Genomic DNA, 13,404 nt, shown 5'->3' on the forward strand with positions numbered 1-13,404 from the left:
TCATGATGAGCGCCAACTACATCTCGACCCTGATGCTGTCTTCGTCGTTGAGGTCCTCGATCACGAACAATCAGGCCGCGCTGACCAAGGCCTCGAAGGAAGCCACCACCGGCCGCTTCGCCGATGTCGGCCTCGAGCTTGGTGCCACGACGGGAAGCGACGTCACCCTGCGGGCGGACCTGAGCTTCGCCGATCAACTCGTCGATACCAACGGGCTCGTCTCGGGGCGGCTGGACACGACGCAGAACCGGATCACCCAGCTCGGCACGACCGCAACCTCTTTCCTCAAGGACCTGATCGCGGCCCGCAGCACCGACGGCGGCGGGCGGATCATCCTGCCGCCTGCGTCCGCCAACCTCCAGGATCTGATCGGCGCGCTGAACGTCTCCTATAATGGCTCGTATCTCTTCTCGGGGGTCAACACGCAGAACACGCCGATCACGGCTTACACCGCGGGTTCGGCCAGCAAGAACCAGGTCGATGCCGATTTCCTTGCGACCTTCGGCTTCTCGCAATCCTCGGCCAGCGTGAGCACCATTACCCCGGCCCAAATGCAGACCTTCCTCAACACCACCTTCGATGCCGAGTTCGCGAGCCCGGCCTGGAACACCAATTGGTCAACGGCCACCGACCAGACCATGCAAAGCCGTATCTCCACGACCGAGATCGCCGATACGTCCGTTAGCGCCAACCAGATCGGCTTCCGTAGGCTCGCCGAGGCCTACACCATGATGGCGGATCTTGGGAACGCGAACCTGAGCCAGGACACGTTCCAAGTCGTCGTGGACAAGGCCATCGGCCTCGTCGGTAACGCCATCACTGACCTCGCTACGCTCGGCGGCGGCGTCGGCACAGTCCAGCAGCGGGTCACCGGCGCCACCGAAAAGCTCAAGACGCAGCAGGACATTCTGAACAATCAGATCGTCAAGATGGAGGCCGTCGACCCGACGGAGGCCTCGGTCCGGGTCAACACCCTGCAGACCCAGATCAAGACGGCGCTGTCGCTGACGTCGCAGCTCCAGCAGATCAGCCTGATCAACTATCTCTGAGCCGGGGTCTGTAACTTTGTCTTGTTGTTCGGTCTCCTGCGCAGAGTGGTTCTGATGACGTTTGAAGCCTATGAAGTGGTCGTCGATGATAGCGCCTCTGAGGCGCGGGGCCGCGAGCGGCAGGCGCTCAGCCTCGGCATCGACCGGCTCGAGCGGGTCCAGGGCGGGCGCTTCAGCTTCGAAGATCTGGTCGAGAGCCTGCTCTACGTGCGGCGGCTGTGGACGATCTTCATCGAGGATCTCGCCCATCCGGAAAACGCACTCCCGGAAAAGCTGCGCGCCGACATCATCTCGATCGGTCTGTGGGTCGTCAAGGAAGCGGATCGGCTTCGCGAGGAGAAGTCGAACGACGTGATGCAGCTCATCGAAATAAACCGCCTGATCCGAGACGCGCTCTGATGAAAATATCCTTGCGGGCGGGCGAGCGGATCTACGTCAACGGCGCGGTGCTGCGCGTGGACCGCAAGGTCTCCGTCGAGCTCGTCAACGACGTGATGTTCCTGCTCGAAGGGCAGGTCATGCAGGCTTCCGACGCCACGACGGCGATGCGGCAGCTCTATTTCATCGTCCAGCTCATGCTGATGAACCCGACGGATATCGGCGCCGCAGTCGCGCTCTACGGGGAGCATCACGCGGCCCTGCTCGCGGTTTGCGAGAGCCGTGAGATGCTCGACGGGCTCGCCACGATCCACGAGCTGGTCCGCACGACCCGCTATTTCGAGGCGCTCAAGCGGATCCGGGGACTGTTCCCGGTAGAGGACGCAATCCTGGCCGGCCTGGCCGGCGTCGCCACCGAGATCCCATTCGAGGCTGCCTGACAGCGGAGAGGCTACATGAACGTCAACAGCGCGACCGACAGCACCAGCAAGTCCAATGCGACCGATTCCACGAAGAACACGGCGAGCAACACCGTCGACTACAATACCTTTCTTCAGCTCCTCGTCGCCGAGATGAAGAACCAGGATCCCACCAATCCGATGGATACCTCGCAGTACATGAGCCAGTTCGCCCAGCTCTCGACGGTCGAGCAGGCCATGCAGACCAATTCGAAGCTGGATGCGCTGCTGTCGTCGCAGTCGCTGTCGCAGGCCAACGGGCTGATCGGAAAGACCGTCAGCTTCACCGACGCGACCGGCGCGACCTTCAGCGGCAAGGTCGTTTCGATCTCCATCAACAACGACGGCTCCATCGCAACCCTCGAGAACGGCACGAAGGTCGCGGTCGGGCCCGGCCTTACGATCAGCCAGTCATGAACGAGCGGGACGCCCTCGACATCGTCCAGGCGGCGATCTGGACCATCATCGTCGCCTCCGGCCCCGCCGTCGGCGCCGCGATGCTCGTCGGCACCGCCATTGCGCTGATCCAGGCGCTGACCCAGGTCCAGGAGGTGACGCTGACCTTCGTGCCGAAGATCATCGTCATCCTCCTGGTCGTTGCTGTTTCCGGCTCCTTCATCGGCGCCCATCTCTCCACCTTCACCGAGATGGTCTATTCGCGGATCGAGCACGGCTTCTGATCCGCGAGAGCCCGGCCACCACCCTCGCGTAAGCTTTGCACGGCAGATTGCGGGGCGGACCCTCTGCCGGTGACCCATGGCCGATACATTAGCTGCTAGCCTGCCGACCCCGCGACGATTGGGGGCCGACGCCTTTTTCGCGGGCGGTATCGTGGCCATGCTCACGATCCTGTTCCTGCCAATACCGCCGATCCTGATCGACCTCGGCCTCGCCTTCTCGATCGCGCTGTCCGCGCTGATCCTGATGGTCGCGCTGTGGATCCAGCGGCCGCTCGATTTCTCCGCCTTCCCGACCGTGCTGCTGATCGCGACGATCCTGCGGCTGGCGCTCAACGTTGCGACCACCCGTCTGATCCTGTCGCGGGGCGGGGAGGGCGAACAAGCCGCGGGTCACGTCGTTGCCGGCTTCTCGAAGTTCGTCATGGGCGGCGACTTCGTCATCGGTCTGATCATCTTCACGATCCTGGTGACGGTGAATTTCGTCGTGATCACCAAGGGTGCAACGCGTATCGCGGAAGTCGGTGCCCGCTTCACCCTGGACGCCATCCCAGGCAAGCAGATGGCGATCGACGCCGACCTCTCCGCGGGTCTCATCGACGACAAGGAGGCCCAGCGCCGGCGCCGCGAGCTCGAAGAGGAGAGCGCGTTCTTCGGCGCAATGGACGGTGCTTCGAAATTCGTCCGCGGCGACGCAATCGCCGGCCTGATCATCACGGCGATCAACATCTTCGGCGGCATCATCATCGGCGTGACGCATCACGGGCTGACGTTGTCGCGCGCCGCCGACGTCTACACCAAACTCTCCGTCGGCGACGGTCTGGTAACGCAGATGCCGGCACTGATCGTGTCGCTGTCGGCGGGCCTCCTGGTCTCCAAGGGCGGCACCAGGGGGTCGGCGGAGCAGGCCGTGCTGAGGCAGCTCGGTGGCTACCCGCGCGCGGTGTCGGCGGCGTCGTTGATGATGTTCGTGCTCGCCTTGATGCCTGGGCTGCCGATGGCACCCTTCGTGCTGCTCGGCGGCGCAATGGCCTTTGTCGGCTACTCGCTGCCGCGGCGGCAGGCGGCGCGGGAGAAGAAAGAGCATGCGCGCAAGGCCGACGAGCGCGCCCAGGCCGATGCCAAGGAATCCGTCAAGGAATCGCTCAAGACCGCAGAGATCGAGGTGTCGCTCGGCGGCCATCTGTCGGTCCATTTGCTGGGCGCGCGCACCGAGCTTGGGCACCGCGTCAGCAAGCTCCGCAAGAAGTTTGCCAAGCAATACGGCTTCGTCATTCCGGAGATCAAGCTCAGCGACAATCTGTCGATCGATCCCAAGGGATACCAGATCCGGATCCACGACACGCGTATCGCCCACGGCGAGCTGCGGCTCGGCGAGGTGCTGGTGCTCGTCGACAAGGACGGCAAGCCCGACGTTCCCGGCGAAGAGGTGATCGAACCCGCTTTCGGCATGAAGGCGCTGTGGGTGACGGAGGCGTTCACCGACGAGGTCAAGCGTCAGGGCTGCAAGCCGGTCGACAACCTGTCGGTGCTGCTCACGCACTTGAGCGAAGTGCTCAGGGCAAATCTCGCGCAGCTGCTGTCGTACAAGGACATGCGCGGGCTGCTCGACCGTCTCGATCCCGAATACAAGCGCCTGGTCGAGGATCTCTGCCCGTCGCAGATCTCCTATTCGGGCCTGCTGGCGATCCTGAAGATCCTGCTCGCCGAGCGCGTGTCGATCCGCAACCTCCATTTGATCCTGGAGGCCATTGCCGAGATCGCGCCTCATGTGCGGCGCTCCGAGCAGGTCGCGGAGCATGTGCGGACGCGACTTGCCCAGCAGATCTGCGGCGACCTTTCCGACAACGGTGTGCTGAACGTCGTCCGCCTCGGCAACCGCTGGGACCTGGCGTTCCACCAGAGCCTGAAGCGCGACGCCAAGGGCGAAGTCTTCGAATTCGACGCCGATCCTCGGCTGATCGAGCAGTTCGCAACCGAAGCCAGCGCCGCGATCCGAAAATTCACCGAGAACGGCACCAGCGTGGTTCTGGCGGTCACCCCCGAAGCGCGCCCCTATGTCCGGATGATCCTGGAGCGGGTGTTCCCGACCTTGCCGGTCCTGTCGCATGTCGAGGTCGCGCGCAGTGCCGAGATCAGGGCGCTGGGAGCCATATCGTGATCAGCGGGCTTGCCGATAGCGTGCTGGTCACGTTCATCGTGTTCTGCCGAATCGGCGCCTGCCTGATGCTCGTACCCGGCTATTCCAGCGTCAACGTTCCGGCCCAGGTTCGCCTGTTCGTCGCGCTCGTCACGACGTTTGCGCTGACGCCGATCCTGATCTCGGTCCTGAAACCTCTCACCGACAACGCCGCGCCGCTGACGCTTGCGCTCCTGATCTGCTCCGAGCTCGTGGTCGGCAGCGTCATCGGGCTCGGCGGGCGCGTGTTCTTCCTCGCGCTGCAGACCATGGCGACCGTGATGGCGGGCGCGATCGGGCTGAGCAACATCCCGGGAACGCCGGTCGGCGACACCGATCCGGCGCCGGCCCTGGTCCCGCTGATCATGGCAGCCGTCACCACGCTGTTCTTCATGACCGATCAGCACTGGCAGGTCCTGCGCGGGCTGATGAACTCCTACGACGTCTGGCAGCCCGGCAACAGGATCGGCGGCAGCATGGCGCTCGAACAGCTCGTCAGCCGCCTGTCCGAGGCGTTCGTGCTGACGCTGCGGATCACGAGCCCCTTCATCGTCTATTCGGTCATCGTCAACCTCGCGGTCGGCCTGATCAACAAGCTGACGCCGGCAATTCCGGTCTATTTCATCTCGGTGCCCTTCGTGCTGTTCGGCGGCTTCCTGCTGCTCTACCTCACGAGCGACGAGCTCTTGACGCAATTCATGCTTGGCGTCTCGTCGTGGCTGGCGGAGCGATGGTCATGACGTCGCGCGCGGACAAGCTCGGCCGGATGGTCTCGCTCGTGAAGCTTCAGCTCCGGCTGTCCGAATGGCAGCTCGCGCATCTGCGGCAGCAGGAGCGCAGCTTGCAGGACGAGCAGGAATGGCTGGTAGGAACCCTCAACGAGGGCAAGCCGCCGGCGGGCTCGTCGAGCGACTCAATCGCGCGGCGCCTGAACAGGACGAGCGCCGGTGCGCGCGCGGTCCAGGCGCAGGCGTCGCAGCAGCTCGACCAGGTCCGCGCGGACACCCGCCGTGTGAAACAGTTCGAGCAGGTCGCGAAGGCCGCGCTCGCAGACAAGCTTCGCGACGCGGAGGCGCGCTCGCTCGAAGAGATGACGGGAATAAGCCCCGCCGTGCGTGACTGGACGCCACGGCCAGCCAGCCGGAACAAGACATGATCGTGACAGCGACGCCCGACCTCGTTCTCGATGTCCTCGATGCCGCCGACCCCGTGACGCAGCGGGCGGCGACCGCGAAGCTCGATGCACTGAAATCGTCGGACGCCGATTTCGCCGCCACCATGGACGCGGAGGTCGGCAAGGCCAAGGCGGCGAATGCCGATCAATCCGCGGCGCAGGCTGCCGAAGCGCAGCAGCCGGGTGCGGTGAACGGGCCGCCGGTGCGGGTGATCAAGGCGCCCGCATCCGGCGAGGTGTACCGGAAGTTCGAGGCGTTCATTCTCCAGACCTTCGTCGAGACGATGCTGCCGAAGGAGTCGGAGGAAGTCTTCGGCAAGGGCACGGCCGGCGGCGTCTGGAAGTCGATGCTGGCGGAGCAGCTTGGTGCTCAGCTGGCAAAGGGCAAGGGCATTGGCATTGCCAAGCAACTGGCCGCTGCGCAACCGGCGGGGCCCGGCGTTACGGAAAAGACCGGATCATGATCCGGGAATGGGTGACAGAAGTTGAGGGGTGAATTTCCTATGCAAGCACAAGAAGGTGCGGCGGTCCTGGTGGTGGAGCAGCCGGTCGTGGACGCCGAGGCGATGACGCTGGAAGCGGCAGAAGGCGATGCGTTCTTGCCTGCGCTGCTGCCGAATCTCGGCGGTGACGTGGTGAACGACGGCACCGACGCGGCGAGATCGGACGAGGTGCGTGGCCTGCTGTCTGCGATCCGCCGGCTCGAGAACATCGTCGAGGAGGAGACGGTCGCGCTCTCGACGGGCAAGAAGATCGATTTCGACGACTTCAGTGCCCGGAAGAGCCGGAGCATGCTCGAATTCGTCCGCTTGATGCGGGCTCGGATGCATCTCGGCAACGAGGTCGAGATCACCGAGGAGATCCAGCGGTTGCGCGAGAAGCTCGAGCGAAACCGTTCCATCCTCGAAATGCATTACGATGCGGTGCGTGAGGTCGCGGCCATCATCGTCAAGGCGATCAAGGAAGCCGAGTCGGACGGCACCTATACCGGCCGCACAGCACAGGACGGAAAATGATCAGACTCGTGCTGGCCGGGCTCTGGGTATGCATCCTCACCGCGGGCACGAGCTATGCCGTGGCCTATTGGAAGGAAAACGGCAGCCTGCTGCCGGCGAAGGACGAATATCTCGACGGCCTTCAATACCAGAAGACGCGGGCGCTGAGCGTGCCAATGGTCGAGGGCGGCAGCGTGCAGGGCTACATCGTGGCGCGCTTCGTCTACACCGTTGAAGCGCGGATCATGCACCAGCTCAACGTCCCGCCGGAGCCGTTCGTCGTCGACGAGGCCTTCCGCAGGATCTATGCCGACGACCGCCTCGATTTCAGGAAGCTCGCCCGTTACGACCTTTCCATCCTCACGACGGCCATCAAGCAGCGTGTCAACGAGCGGATGCAGGCCGACGTCGTCCAGGACGTCCTGGTCGAGGACTTCAACTATGTTTCGAAGGAAGAATTCCAGCAGAAGCCGTAGCTGTCGCGGCGCCGGCATCGCGAGGCCGCTGTTCCGCCATCCCTGCCGCTGAAAGTGCAACGGCCTCTGCGAAGGGTACTCCGCAGAGGCCGTTGTCGTTTTCGTGGCGGTGCCCTGCCGCGTTAGTTTCCGGCCGGGTACGCCGCCGGGGCGGCATGTGCCCTGTTCAGGAGGATCCCGACCTCGTCGAGTTCCTGCATCGGCACGTCGATGGTCTCGCCGGCAGGGATGTTGAGGCGGTATCCGACGTAGCGCCGGGCCACGATCGCGTCGAAGCCGAGGCGGTCGCGGAGTTTCTTGCGCAGCTTGCTGACGTGGCTCTCGATCACGCTCTCGTCGAAGGTCGACTCGAAGATGCCGTAGACCGCGTTGAAGATCTGCGTCTTGGTGATCCACTTGCCGTGGTTGCTGACCATATACTCGAGAATGCGCAGCTCGCGGCGGGGCAGGGTGAGAGCGTGGCCCGCGATCTCGGGGTCACGTCCGTTGAAGAAGACCTGGATCCTGGTCTCGCAGGGCCTCGGCAGCTCGCCCACCCGGCGGCGCGCGATTGCGGCCGTTCGGGCGAGGATCTCGCGCAGGTGAATCGGCACGTGGACGACGTCGTCGACGCCCGATTCGAACAGCTCAAGCGTGTTCTTGAGCATCTTCTGGCCGCTCATGGCGATGATGGGCGCCGAGGAGCGCTTGCGCATCGCCCGCGGCAGGCTTCCGCGGGCATCGCAGTCCCCGAGGAGAAAGGCGTCGACCGCCGCCAGATCCGGTTCGCTCGCAGATTGCAGCCAGTCCCAGAATTCTCCGGAGGAGAAGCCGATCGACGATACACCTTCGCGAACGAGCCCTCCAACGTAGCTGTTCGTGACGCTCTCGCGATCATCAACGATAATATACATTAGTCTTTCGCCCCTGTTTCGCACTTGTTGCTGCCGGATGGTTGTTGTGATGCCCGGCTCGGCAACCATGCTGTTTGACGATATTTCCATCCCGCGAACCGTTGTTATGGTTTCGATATTCGCGGGCAGCCCTACGCATTCAGTGCCTGCGTGTGCAGGCCTGCTACTTCGACTCGATACTGAACGCTTACTGCGTGAGGCTCGGCGGGTGTCTTACGGATCACCTCGCGGAGCGGATTGAGACAGACCTAGAACAGTTGCGCCAACTTGCCGATTGCGTCCGAACGCACCTGAACTGTGTCGATCTCCTCGCCAACTGGCGAGAATCACTTGAGTAGGACCGTAACAATTGCCGATTTCCGATCAAGCGCGCGCAGCAAAGCGGTTGCTATGCGTGTTTGATGCTGTTGATTCGTTTCTGGTTGTTTCTTTGTATGTTCGATCGCATCAGTTGATTTGGTAATCGAACTAGTTTTGCACCGTAGCGTTTCTAAAGTTCCGCATCCCCGCGTAATCACAGCTATTTTGCGCGGTGCTGCAGGTCATGCGCACAATGGGGTTTTCAACCCGGGATTGACTCTCCTGCTGGTGTTTCCCCATGCGACAATTCGACTCATGTATGGCGCGGCGACTCCAGCTTGGCGAAATCTTGGCGAGTGTGTGTCTTTCGAGTCGCACTCTCGCCACGTCCATGACGCTTTTGACTCATGCGACGTCGCATCGGGCGCGATGGAAAGTTTTCGCTGCGCACGTTTCAGGCAAGCTTCGGCAAATAACTTCACCGTTCGATAGATCGAACCGAACGGAGCATTTTCACATGTTGTCCGATGGACAAGCTCGTCCCAACGCGACCGCTGATGTTTCCGCGGCGGCGAAGCCGGCTCCGGATGCGCGCGATACAAACACGACACAGACGGCCAAGCCCGCTGCAAGCGCGAAGCGTGTGTCGGCTGCGGCGAACGACGAGACCCTGGCGAAAGAGGCGCTCGAGGGGCTGAAGCGTATTCGCGCCAAGGCGCGCCTCGACAAGATGGCGATACCGAAGCCTGCGCCGACCGTGATGAAGCCGGCCGTGATCGTGGCCAAGCCGCCGCCGCCGCGTCCGACATGGGTCGCGCCGCTCGCAACACTGGCGGTCGCTGCGATCCTGGTGGTCTGCGCCTGCACCGGCGTGATCGCCTATCTCACCACGCAGCCGGCCCAAAGCAACGTGGCCGCCAATACGGAGATCAGGAATCTGCGCGAGACTGTCGCGCTGCTGCGCAAGCAGGTGTCGGGCGTGTCCGAAAATCTCGACGGCCTGCGCACCGCGGTCGATCAGTCGAGCAAGGCGACCAACGATCGCTTCGGCAGGTTCGCCGAGAATCTGGACCGTATCGAGCGGGTGAGTTCGTCCTCGACGGTGAAGCTGGACAAGCTCGCCCAGGCTCAGGCGCAAGCGCCGGCGCCGGCGGCCGTCGCCTCGCAGCCGCCCTCGCAGACGATGCCGATGATGGCCTCGGTTGCCGCGCCCGAGATCACGGGTTCGGTTCCTCCGTCGGCGCCGCGCAAGGTGGTCAAGGGCTGGTCGGTCCGCCAGGCCTATGAGGGAATTGCGATCCTGCAAGGTCCGAACGGCGTCATCGAGGCCGTGCTTGGACAGCAGGTACCCGGGCTTGGCCGCATCGAAGAGATCAAGAACGAGAACGGCCGTCTGGTCGTGGAGTCCAGCGGCGGCGTCATCTACTCGTCACGCAAGGCGACGCCGTGATCGAGGGCCGCCTCCTATTGGCGATGATGCTCGAAGCTGGTGCATAGCAGATCGATCTCCGCCTCGGCGATCGGCGCGCGAAACAGGCGGCAGCTGAACTCGGCGGCGCCGGGCTTGCCGTCCGTGGCGGTGCGATCTTCGCGCAGGAAGATGCATCGCTTGCAGACGTCGGTATGGTGCCGCTGCTCGGCCGCGTCCGCCTGATCGAGCACGTGCCGGAGCGTGTCGCGAAAGCGGATCTTGGCCTCGTCGTCGAGGACGGCGATCGGCTCGAGGAGAACGCTGATGGGGTCGCGCACCAGGAACTTCTTGCCCTGCTGCGTCACGCTCAGCGTCACCGATCGCTTGTCCGTCGCGGAGCGCTTTCGCTCCAGATATCCGAGCCGCTCGAGTTCGCCGATGATGAAAGAGGCGGTGCCGCGCGTGGTGCCGACGTAGCTCGCGAGCGCCGAGGGCGTCCGCGAGAAACGGTTGGCGCGGGAGAGAAAGCGCAGGGCCATCCATTCGCGGTCGCGCAAGCCATGCTTGGTGCCTTCGAACCACAGGATGCGGGCCATCTGTCCCAACAATTCAATCGCTTCGCGAGCTAAAATCATTTCAGTTCCAGGTCGGACAAGCTTTATTCAATTGAGCCTTTGGTAGCGCAATCTGGGTGGACGAGAATGAAAGTTCTCGGGCGATTCTTCGTCCGTTGCCGGATGGAGGGACCGCGCTCGGGAAGTTGCATCCGTTGTGCAGATGGAACTTCCGGCCGTGGAACTAGAGCGTCACACAGAAAGTTCGAGTAAATCGCACGGCTCAACTCTTCTGAAAATTTCAATCAAATCACGAGAGCTTGCACGTGAATTGACGGTGATGTGCGACGCCTGAGCAACATGATGTGTCATTGTCGCCACTGCGAGGCCCATTTGTTGCGGCCTGGAGTTTCGAATACGCAAAAGGGCGCATCACCGGCAACGCCTGGCGATGTGGCTGGCCGGGAGAGAACCCTCTCTTTCGGTTAATGGATGTTGCGACGCAATGCAGCCGGACGGTTAAGTCTGGCAAACGAGCGAATCCAGGGAAGTCAAAGTGTCGTTGGGAATTGAGCAAGCGGCGCCGTTCAACGTCAAACGAGCAGCATTCGCAGCCACCATCGGCAACATGCTCGAATTCTACGACTTCATTACCTACAGCTTCTTCGCCATCCAGATCGGCCATACCTTCTTCCCGACCGGAAGCGAGTACGGCAGCCTGATGCTGTCGCTGGCGACGTTCGGGGCCGGCTTCGTGACGCGGCCGATCGGCGGGATCGTGCTCGGCATCTATTCCGACCGGATCGGCCGGCGGCCCGCCATGCTGCTGAGCTTTGCGTTGATGGGAGCTGCTATCCTGACCATCGCGCTCACGCCGTCCTATCGCATGATCGGCGTCGCCGCGCCCATCATCGTGATTGCGGCGCGCATGGTGCAGGGCTTCGCCCTCGGCGGCGAGGTCGGACCGACCACCGCCTATCTTCTCGAGATTGCCCCGCTCGAGCATCGGGCGCTGGTCGTGGCATGGCAGCCGGCGAGCCAGGAGATCGCGGCGACCGCCGGCGCGCTGGTCGGCGTCATCCTGAGCACGACCATGGCGCCGGAGATGCTGGACTCCTACGGCTGGCGGGTGGCGTTCCTGATCGGGGCTGTCTGCCTGCCGTTCGGGCTCTGGATGCGGCGGACACTGCCCGAGACGATTCCGCATGCCGATGCCGGTGTCGCAGCGAAAGAGCGCACAGGTCACCTCTCGCAGGCCCGGCGTCACCTCGGCATCATCGCGCTGGCGTTGATGATCCTGGCCAGCGGAACGATCTCGACCTATGTCACGCAATACATGACGACTTATGCGCAGAATACCCTGCACGTGTCGTCGACGCTGGCTTTCGCCGTGTCGCTCGTCAGCAACGGCATTCAGTTCGTCGGCGCACTGGTCGGCGGATGGCTCGCCGATCGTCTCGGCCGTAAGCCGATCATGATCTGGCCGCAGCTCGCAACCCTCCTGCTCACCTATCCGACCTTCCTGTGGATCGTCCATGCACCGGGCGCGCTGTCGCTCCTGATCGGCTTCGGTGTGCTATCGATCATCGGCTCGCTGCCGTTCACCGCGTTCTATGCGACCTTCACCGAAGCGCTGCCCCAGAACATCCGCGGAGGCGTGTTCGCGACCGTCTACGCGGTGGCGATCGCGAGCTTCGGAGGTACGGCGCAGCTCGTGGTCACCTGGCTCCTCCACGTCACCGGCAATCCGCTGGCACCGGCCTGGTACCTCCTGCTTGCGGCGATCGTCGGACTTGTCGCAATGAGCCTGATGCCCGAAACGGCGCCGGTGAAAAGACGTCAGGGCTTGGCCTGAACGCGAACATGCTCGCAGGCTGGTGATTTGCGTTTCGCCGGCAATTATCGGCGAATGCGCCGCCTGAGGAATCAGGGCCCAGCATCAGGAAGGATCGACCGATGAGCTTCGAAACCACCATGACATCCGACGTCGTCGGGCTGACGAAAGTCGCGCCGGTCTCGCGCCGCGGATTCATGAGCGCCACCGCGGCCGTCGCTGCCGGCTACACGCTTGCGGCCGGTCCGGTCCGTGCCGAAATCATCACGACAGATACCGGCGGCCTCCAGGCTGGCGACACCAGGATCAAGGTCGGCTCCGAAGAGATGCCTGCCTATTTCGCGCGCCCGGCCGGCAACACCAAGGCGCCGGTGATCATCGTGGCGATGGAGATTTTCGGCCTGCACGAATACATCAAGGATGTGACACGGCGCCTCGCCAAGCTCGGCGCCTTCGCGGTCGCGCCCGACTATTATTTCCGCAAGGGTGTCGATCTCACCAAGGTCACCGACATCAAGGATCTGCTGCCGGTCGTCAATGCCAAGCCGGACGCCGAGCTGCTGTCCGATCTCGATGCGACGGTGGCGTGGGCGGGATCGCAAGGCGGCGACACCACGAAGCTAGGCATCATCGGCTTCTGCCGGGGTGGCCGCAATGTCTGGGAATACGCTGCCCACAGTGGCACCCTCAAGGCCGGTGTCGCGTTCTACGGTGCGCCGGTCGATCCCGCCAATCCGGTGTGGCCGAAGAGTCCGATTCAGCTCGCCCCCGAGATGAAGGCGCCGGTGCTCGGCCTCTATGGCGGCGCCGATACCGGCATTCCCGTGGCCCAGGTCGAGCAGTTCAAGGCGACGCTTGAGCAGGACAAGAAGATCGCCGAATTCAAGATCTATCCGCAGGCGCCGCACGGCTTCCATGCCGACTATCGCGGCAGCTATCGCAAGGATGCGGCGGAAGACGCCTGGAAGCAGGCCCAGGCCTGGTTCAAGAGGTACGGCGTGTTGAGCTGACGCCAGATTCGCAAAG

16 protein-coding genes are annotated in these 13,404 nt (G+C 63.3%); 14 read left to right on the plus strand and 2 right to left on the minus strand.

Annotation, left to right across the window (positions count from 1 at the left end):
• Nucleotides 1–2: 2 nt before the first annotated feature.
• The 11 genes from AB7Z56_RS07760 to AB7Z56_RS07810 all read left to right on the plus strand — a co-directional run bounded on the left by AB7Z56_RS07760 (nt 3) and on the right by AB7Z56_RS07810 (nt 7,386).
• Entirely contained in the window at nt 3–1,049 is a 1,047-nt protein-coding gene (locus AB7Z56_RS07760; RefSeq protein ID WP_063981313.1) for a flagellar hook-associated family protein, read from the plus strand.
• A 54-nt stretch (nt 1,050–1,103) separates the two neighbouring features.
• Entirely contained in the window at nt 1,104–1,448 is a 345-nt protein-coding gene (flaF, locus tag AB7Z56_RS07765; RefSeq protein ID WP_063981314.1) for a flagellar biosynthesis regulator FlaF, read from the plus strand.
• Nucleotides 1,448–1,867: a flagellar biosynthesis repressor FlbT gene (flbT, locus tag AB7Z56_RS07770; protein WP_063981315.1), complete on the plus strand. Its 420-nt coding sequence runs from the start codon at nt 1,448–1,450 to the stop codon at nt 1,865–1,867. Before flaF ends, flbT begins: the two co-directional genes overlap by 1 nt.
• A 15-nt stretch (nt 1,868–1,882) precedes the next feature.
• On the plus strand, nt 1,883–2,302 hold the full coding sequence (gene flgD / locus AB7Z56_RS07775) for a flagellar hook assembly protein FlgD (RefSeq protein ID WP_063981316.1): 420 nt from the start codon (nt 1,883–1,885) through the stop codon (nt 2,300–2,302).
• Nucleotides 2,299–2,565 (plus strand): flagellar biosynthesis protein FliQ, encoded by a 267-nt coding sequence (gene fliQ / locus AB7Z56_RS07780; protein WP_014492683.1) that lies wholly within the window; start codon nt 2,299–2,301, stop codon nt 2,563–2,565. Before flgD ends, fliQ begins: the two co-directional genes overlap by 4 nt.
• A 76-nt stretch (nt 2,566–2,641) precedes the next feature.
• The gene (gene flhA, locus AB7Z56_RS07785; RefSeq protein ID WP_063981317.1) at nt 2,642–4,723 is read left to right on the plus strand and encodes a flagellar biosynthesis protein FlhA; all 2,082 of its coding nucleotides are present in this window, start codon (nt 2,642–2,644) and stop codon (nt 4,721–4,723) included.
• Entirely contained in the window at nt 4,720–5,481 is a 762-nt protein-coding gene (gene fliR / locus AB7Z56_RS07790) for a flagellar biosynthesis protein FliR (RefSeq protein WP_354233146.1), read from the plus strand. Before flhA ends, fliR begins: the two co-directional genes overlap by 4 nt.
• Nucleotides 5,478–5,897 carry a hypothetical protein gene (locus AB7Z56_RS07795; protein WP_063986115.1) on the plus strand — a complete coding sequence of 140 codons (420 nt, stop codon included), beginning with the start codon at nt 5,478–5,480 and terminating at the stop codon, nt 5,895–5,897. The genes fliR and AB7Z56_RS07795 overlap by 4 nt, the downstream gene beginning before the upstream one ends.
• The gene (locus AB7Z56_RS07800; protein ID WP_063981319.1) at nt 5,894–6,379 is read left to right on the plus strand and encodes a rod-binding protein; all 486 of its coding nucleotides are present in this window, start codon (nt 5,894–5,896) and stop codon (nt 6,377–6,379) included. Before AB7Z56_RS07795 ends, AB7Z56_RS07800 begins: the two co-directional genes overlap by 4 nt.
• A gap of 39 nt (nt 6,380–6,418) precedes the next feature.
• Complete coding sequence (locus tag AB7Z56_RS07805) at nt 6,419–6,931, plus strand: hypothetical protein (protein ID WP_063981320.1); 513 nt, start codon at nt 6,419–6,421, stop codon at nt 6,929–6,931.
• On the plus strand, nt 6,928–7,386 hold the full coding sequence (locus AB7Z56_RS07810; protein WP_014492689.1) for a hypothetical protein: 459 nt from the start codon (nt 6,928–6,930) through the stop codon (nt 7,384–7,386). Before AB7Z56_RS07805 ends, AB7Z56_RS07810 begins: the two co-directional genes overlap by 4 nt.
• A gap of 122 nt (nt 7,387–7,508) precedes the next feature.
• Here the strand turns inward: AB7Z56_RS07810 and AB7Z56_RS07815 are convergent, their stop codons facing one another.
• Nucleotides 7,509–8,279: a response regulator transcription factor gene (locus AB7Z56_RS07815; protein ID WP_028147148.1), complete on the minus strand. Its 771-nt coding sequence runs from the start codon at nt 8,277–8,279 to the stop codon at nt 7,509–7,511.
• 817 nt (nt 8,280–9,096) lie between these two features.
• Here AB7Z56_RS07815 and AB7Z56_RS07820 point away from each other — a divergent pair.
• Nucleotides 9,097–10,029 carry a hypothetical protein gene (locus AB7Z56_RS07820; protein WP_063981321.1) on the plus strand — a complete coding sequence of 311 codons (933 nt, stop codon included), beginning with the start codon at nt 9,097–9,099 and terminating at the stop codon, nt 10,027–10,029.
• Nucleotides 10,030–10,043: 14 nt separating this feature from the next.
• On the opposite strand, the gene AB7Z56_RS07825 is transcribed toward AB7Z56_RS07820, so the two are convergent.
• Entirely contained in the window at nt 10,044–10,625 is a 582-nt protein-coding gene (locus AB7Z56_RS07825; protein ID WP_028147146.1) for a MarR family winged helix-turn-helix transcriptional regulator, read from the minus strand.
• A 547-nt stretch (nt 10,626–11,172) separates the two neighbouring features.
• Between AB7Z56_RS07825 and AB7Z56_RS07830 the strand changes: the two genes are divergently transcribed.
• Nucleotides 11,173–12,399: an MFS transporter gene (locus AB7Z56_RS07830; protein ID WP_245328637.1), complete on the plus strand. Its 1,227-nt coding sequence runs from the start codon at nt 11,173–11,175 to the stop codon at nt 12,397–12,399.
• Nucleotides 12,400–12,500: 101 nt separating this feature from the next.
• Nucleotides 12,501–13,388: a dienelactone hydrolase family protein gene (locus tag AB7Z56_RS07835; protein ID WP_063981323.1), complete on the plus strand. Its 888-nt coding sequence runs from the start codon at nt 12,501–12,503 to the stop codon at nt 13,386–13,388.
• Nucleotides 13,389–13,404 lie beyond the last annotated feature (16 nt).

Source organism: Bradyrhizobium sp. 482_C4_N1_8, from assembly GCF_052075965.1.
GTDB classification, from domain to species: Bacteria; Pseudomonadota; Alphaproteobacteria; order Rhizobiales; family Xanthobacteraceae; genus Bradyrhizobium; species Bradyrhizobium barranii.

What these genes read in the sequence shown, in the direction of transcription:
- AB7Z56_RS07835 (WP_063981323.1), top strand. Translation starts at nt 12,501, where the DNA reads ATGAGCTTCGAAACCACCATGACATCCGACGTCGTCGGGCTGACGAAA.
- AB7Z56_RS07830 (WP_245328637.1), top strand. Translation starts at nt 11,173, where the DNA reads ATGCTCGAATTCTACGACTTCATTACCTACAGCTTCTTCGCCATCCAG.
- flaF (WP_063981314.1), top strand. Translation starts at nt 1,104, where the DNA reads ATGACGTTTGAAGCCTATGAAGTGGTCGTCGATGATAGCGCCTCTGAG.
- AB7Z56_RS07820 (WP_063981321.1), top strand. Translation starts at nt 9,097, where the DNA reads ATGTTGTCCGATGGACAAGCTCGTCCCAACGCGACCGCTGATGTTTCC.
- flgD (WP_063981316.1), top strand. Translation starts at nt 1,883, where the DNA reads ATGAACGTCAACAGCGCGACCGACAGCACCAGCAAGTCCAATGCGACC.
- AB7Z56_RS07760 (WP_063981313.1), top strand. Translation starts at nt 3, where the DNA reads ATGATGAGCGCCAACTACATCTCGACCCTGATGCTGTCTTCGTCGTTG.
- AB7Z56_RS07800 (WP_063981319.1), top strand. Translation starts at nt 5,894, where the DNA reads ATGATCGTGACAGCGACGCCCGACCTCGTTCTCGATGTCCTCGATGCC.
- flhA (WP_063981317.1), top strand. Translation starts at nt 2,642, where the DNA reads ATGGCCGATACATTAGCTGCTAGCCTGCCGACCCCGCGACGATTGGGG.
- AB7Z56_RS07795 (WP_063986115.1), top strand. Translation starts at nt 5,478, where the DNA reads ATGACGTCGCGCGCGGACAAGCTCGGCCGGATGGTCTCGCTCGTGAAG.
- flbT (WP_063981315.1), top strand. Translation starts at nt 1,448, where the DNA reads ATGAAAATATCCTTGCGGGCGGGCGAGCGGATCTACGTCAACGGCGCG.
- fliQ (WP_014492683.1), top strand. Translation starts at nt 2,299, where the DNA reads ATGAACGAGCGGGACGCCCTCGACATCGTCCAGGCGGCGATCTGGACC.
- AB7Z56_RS07810 (WP_014492689.1), top strand. Translation starts at nt 6,928, where the DNA reads ATGATCAGACTCGTGCTGGCCGGGCTCTGGGTATGCATCCTCACCGCG.
- AB7Z56_RS07825 (WP_028147146.1), bottom strand. Translation starts at nt 10,625, where the DNA reads ATGATTTTAGCTCGCGAAGCGATTGAATTGTTGGGACAGATGGCCCGC.
- AB7Z56_RS07815 (WP_028147148.1), bottom strand. Translation starts at nt 8,279, where the DNA reads ATGTATATTATCGTTGATGATCGCGAGAGCGTCACGAACAGCTACGTT.
- AB7Z56_RS07805 (WP_063981320.1), top strand. Translation starts at nt 6,419, where the DNA reads ATGCAAGCACAAGAAGGTGCGGCGGTCCTGGTGGTGGAGCAGCCGGTC.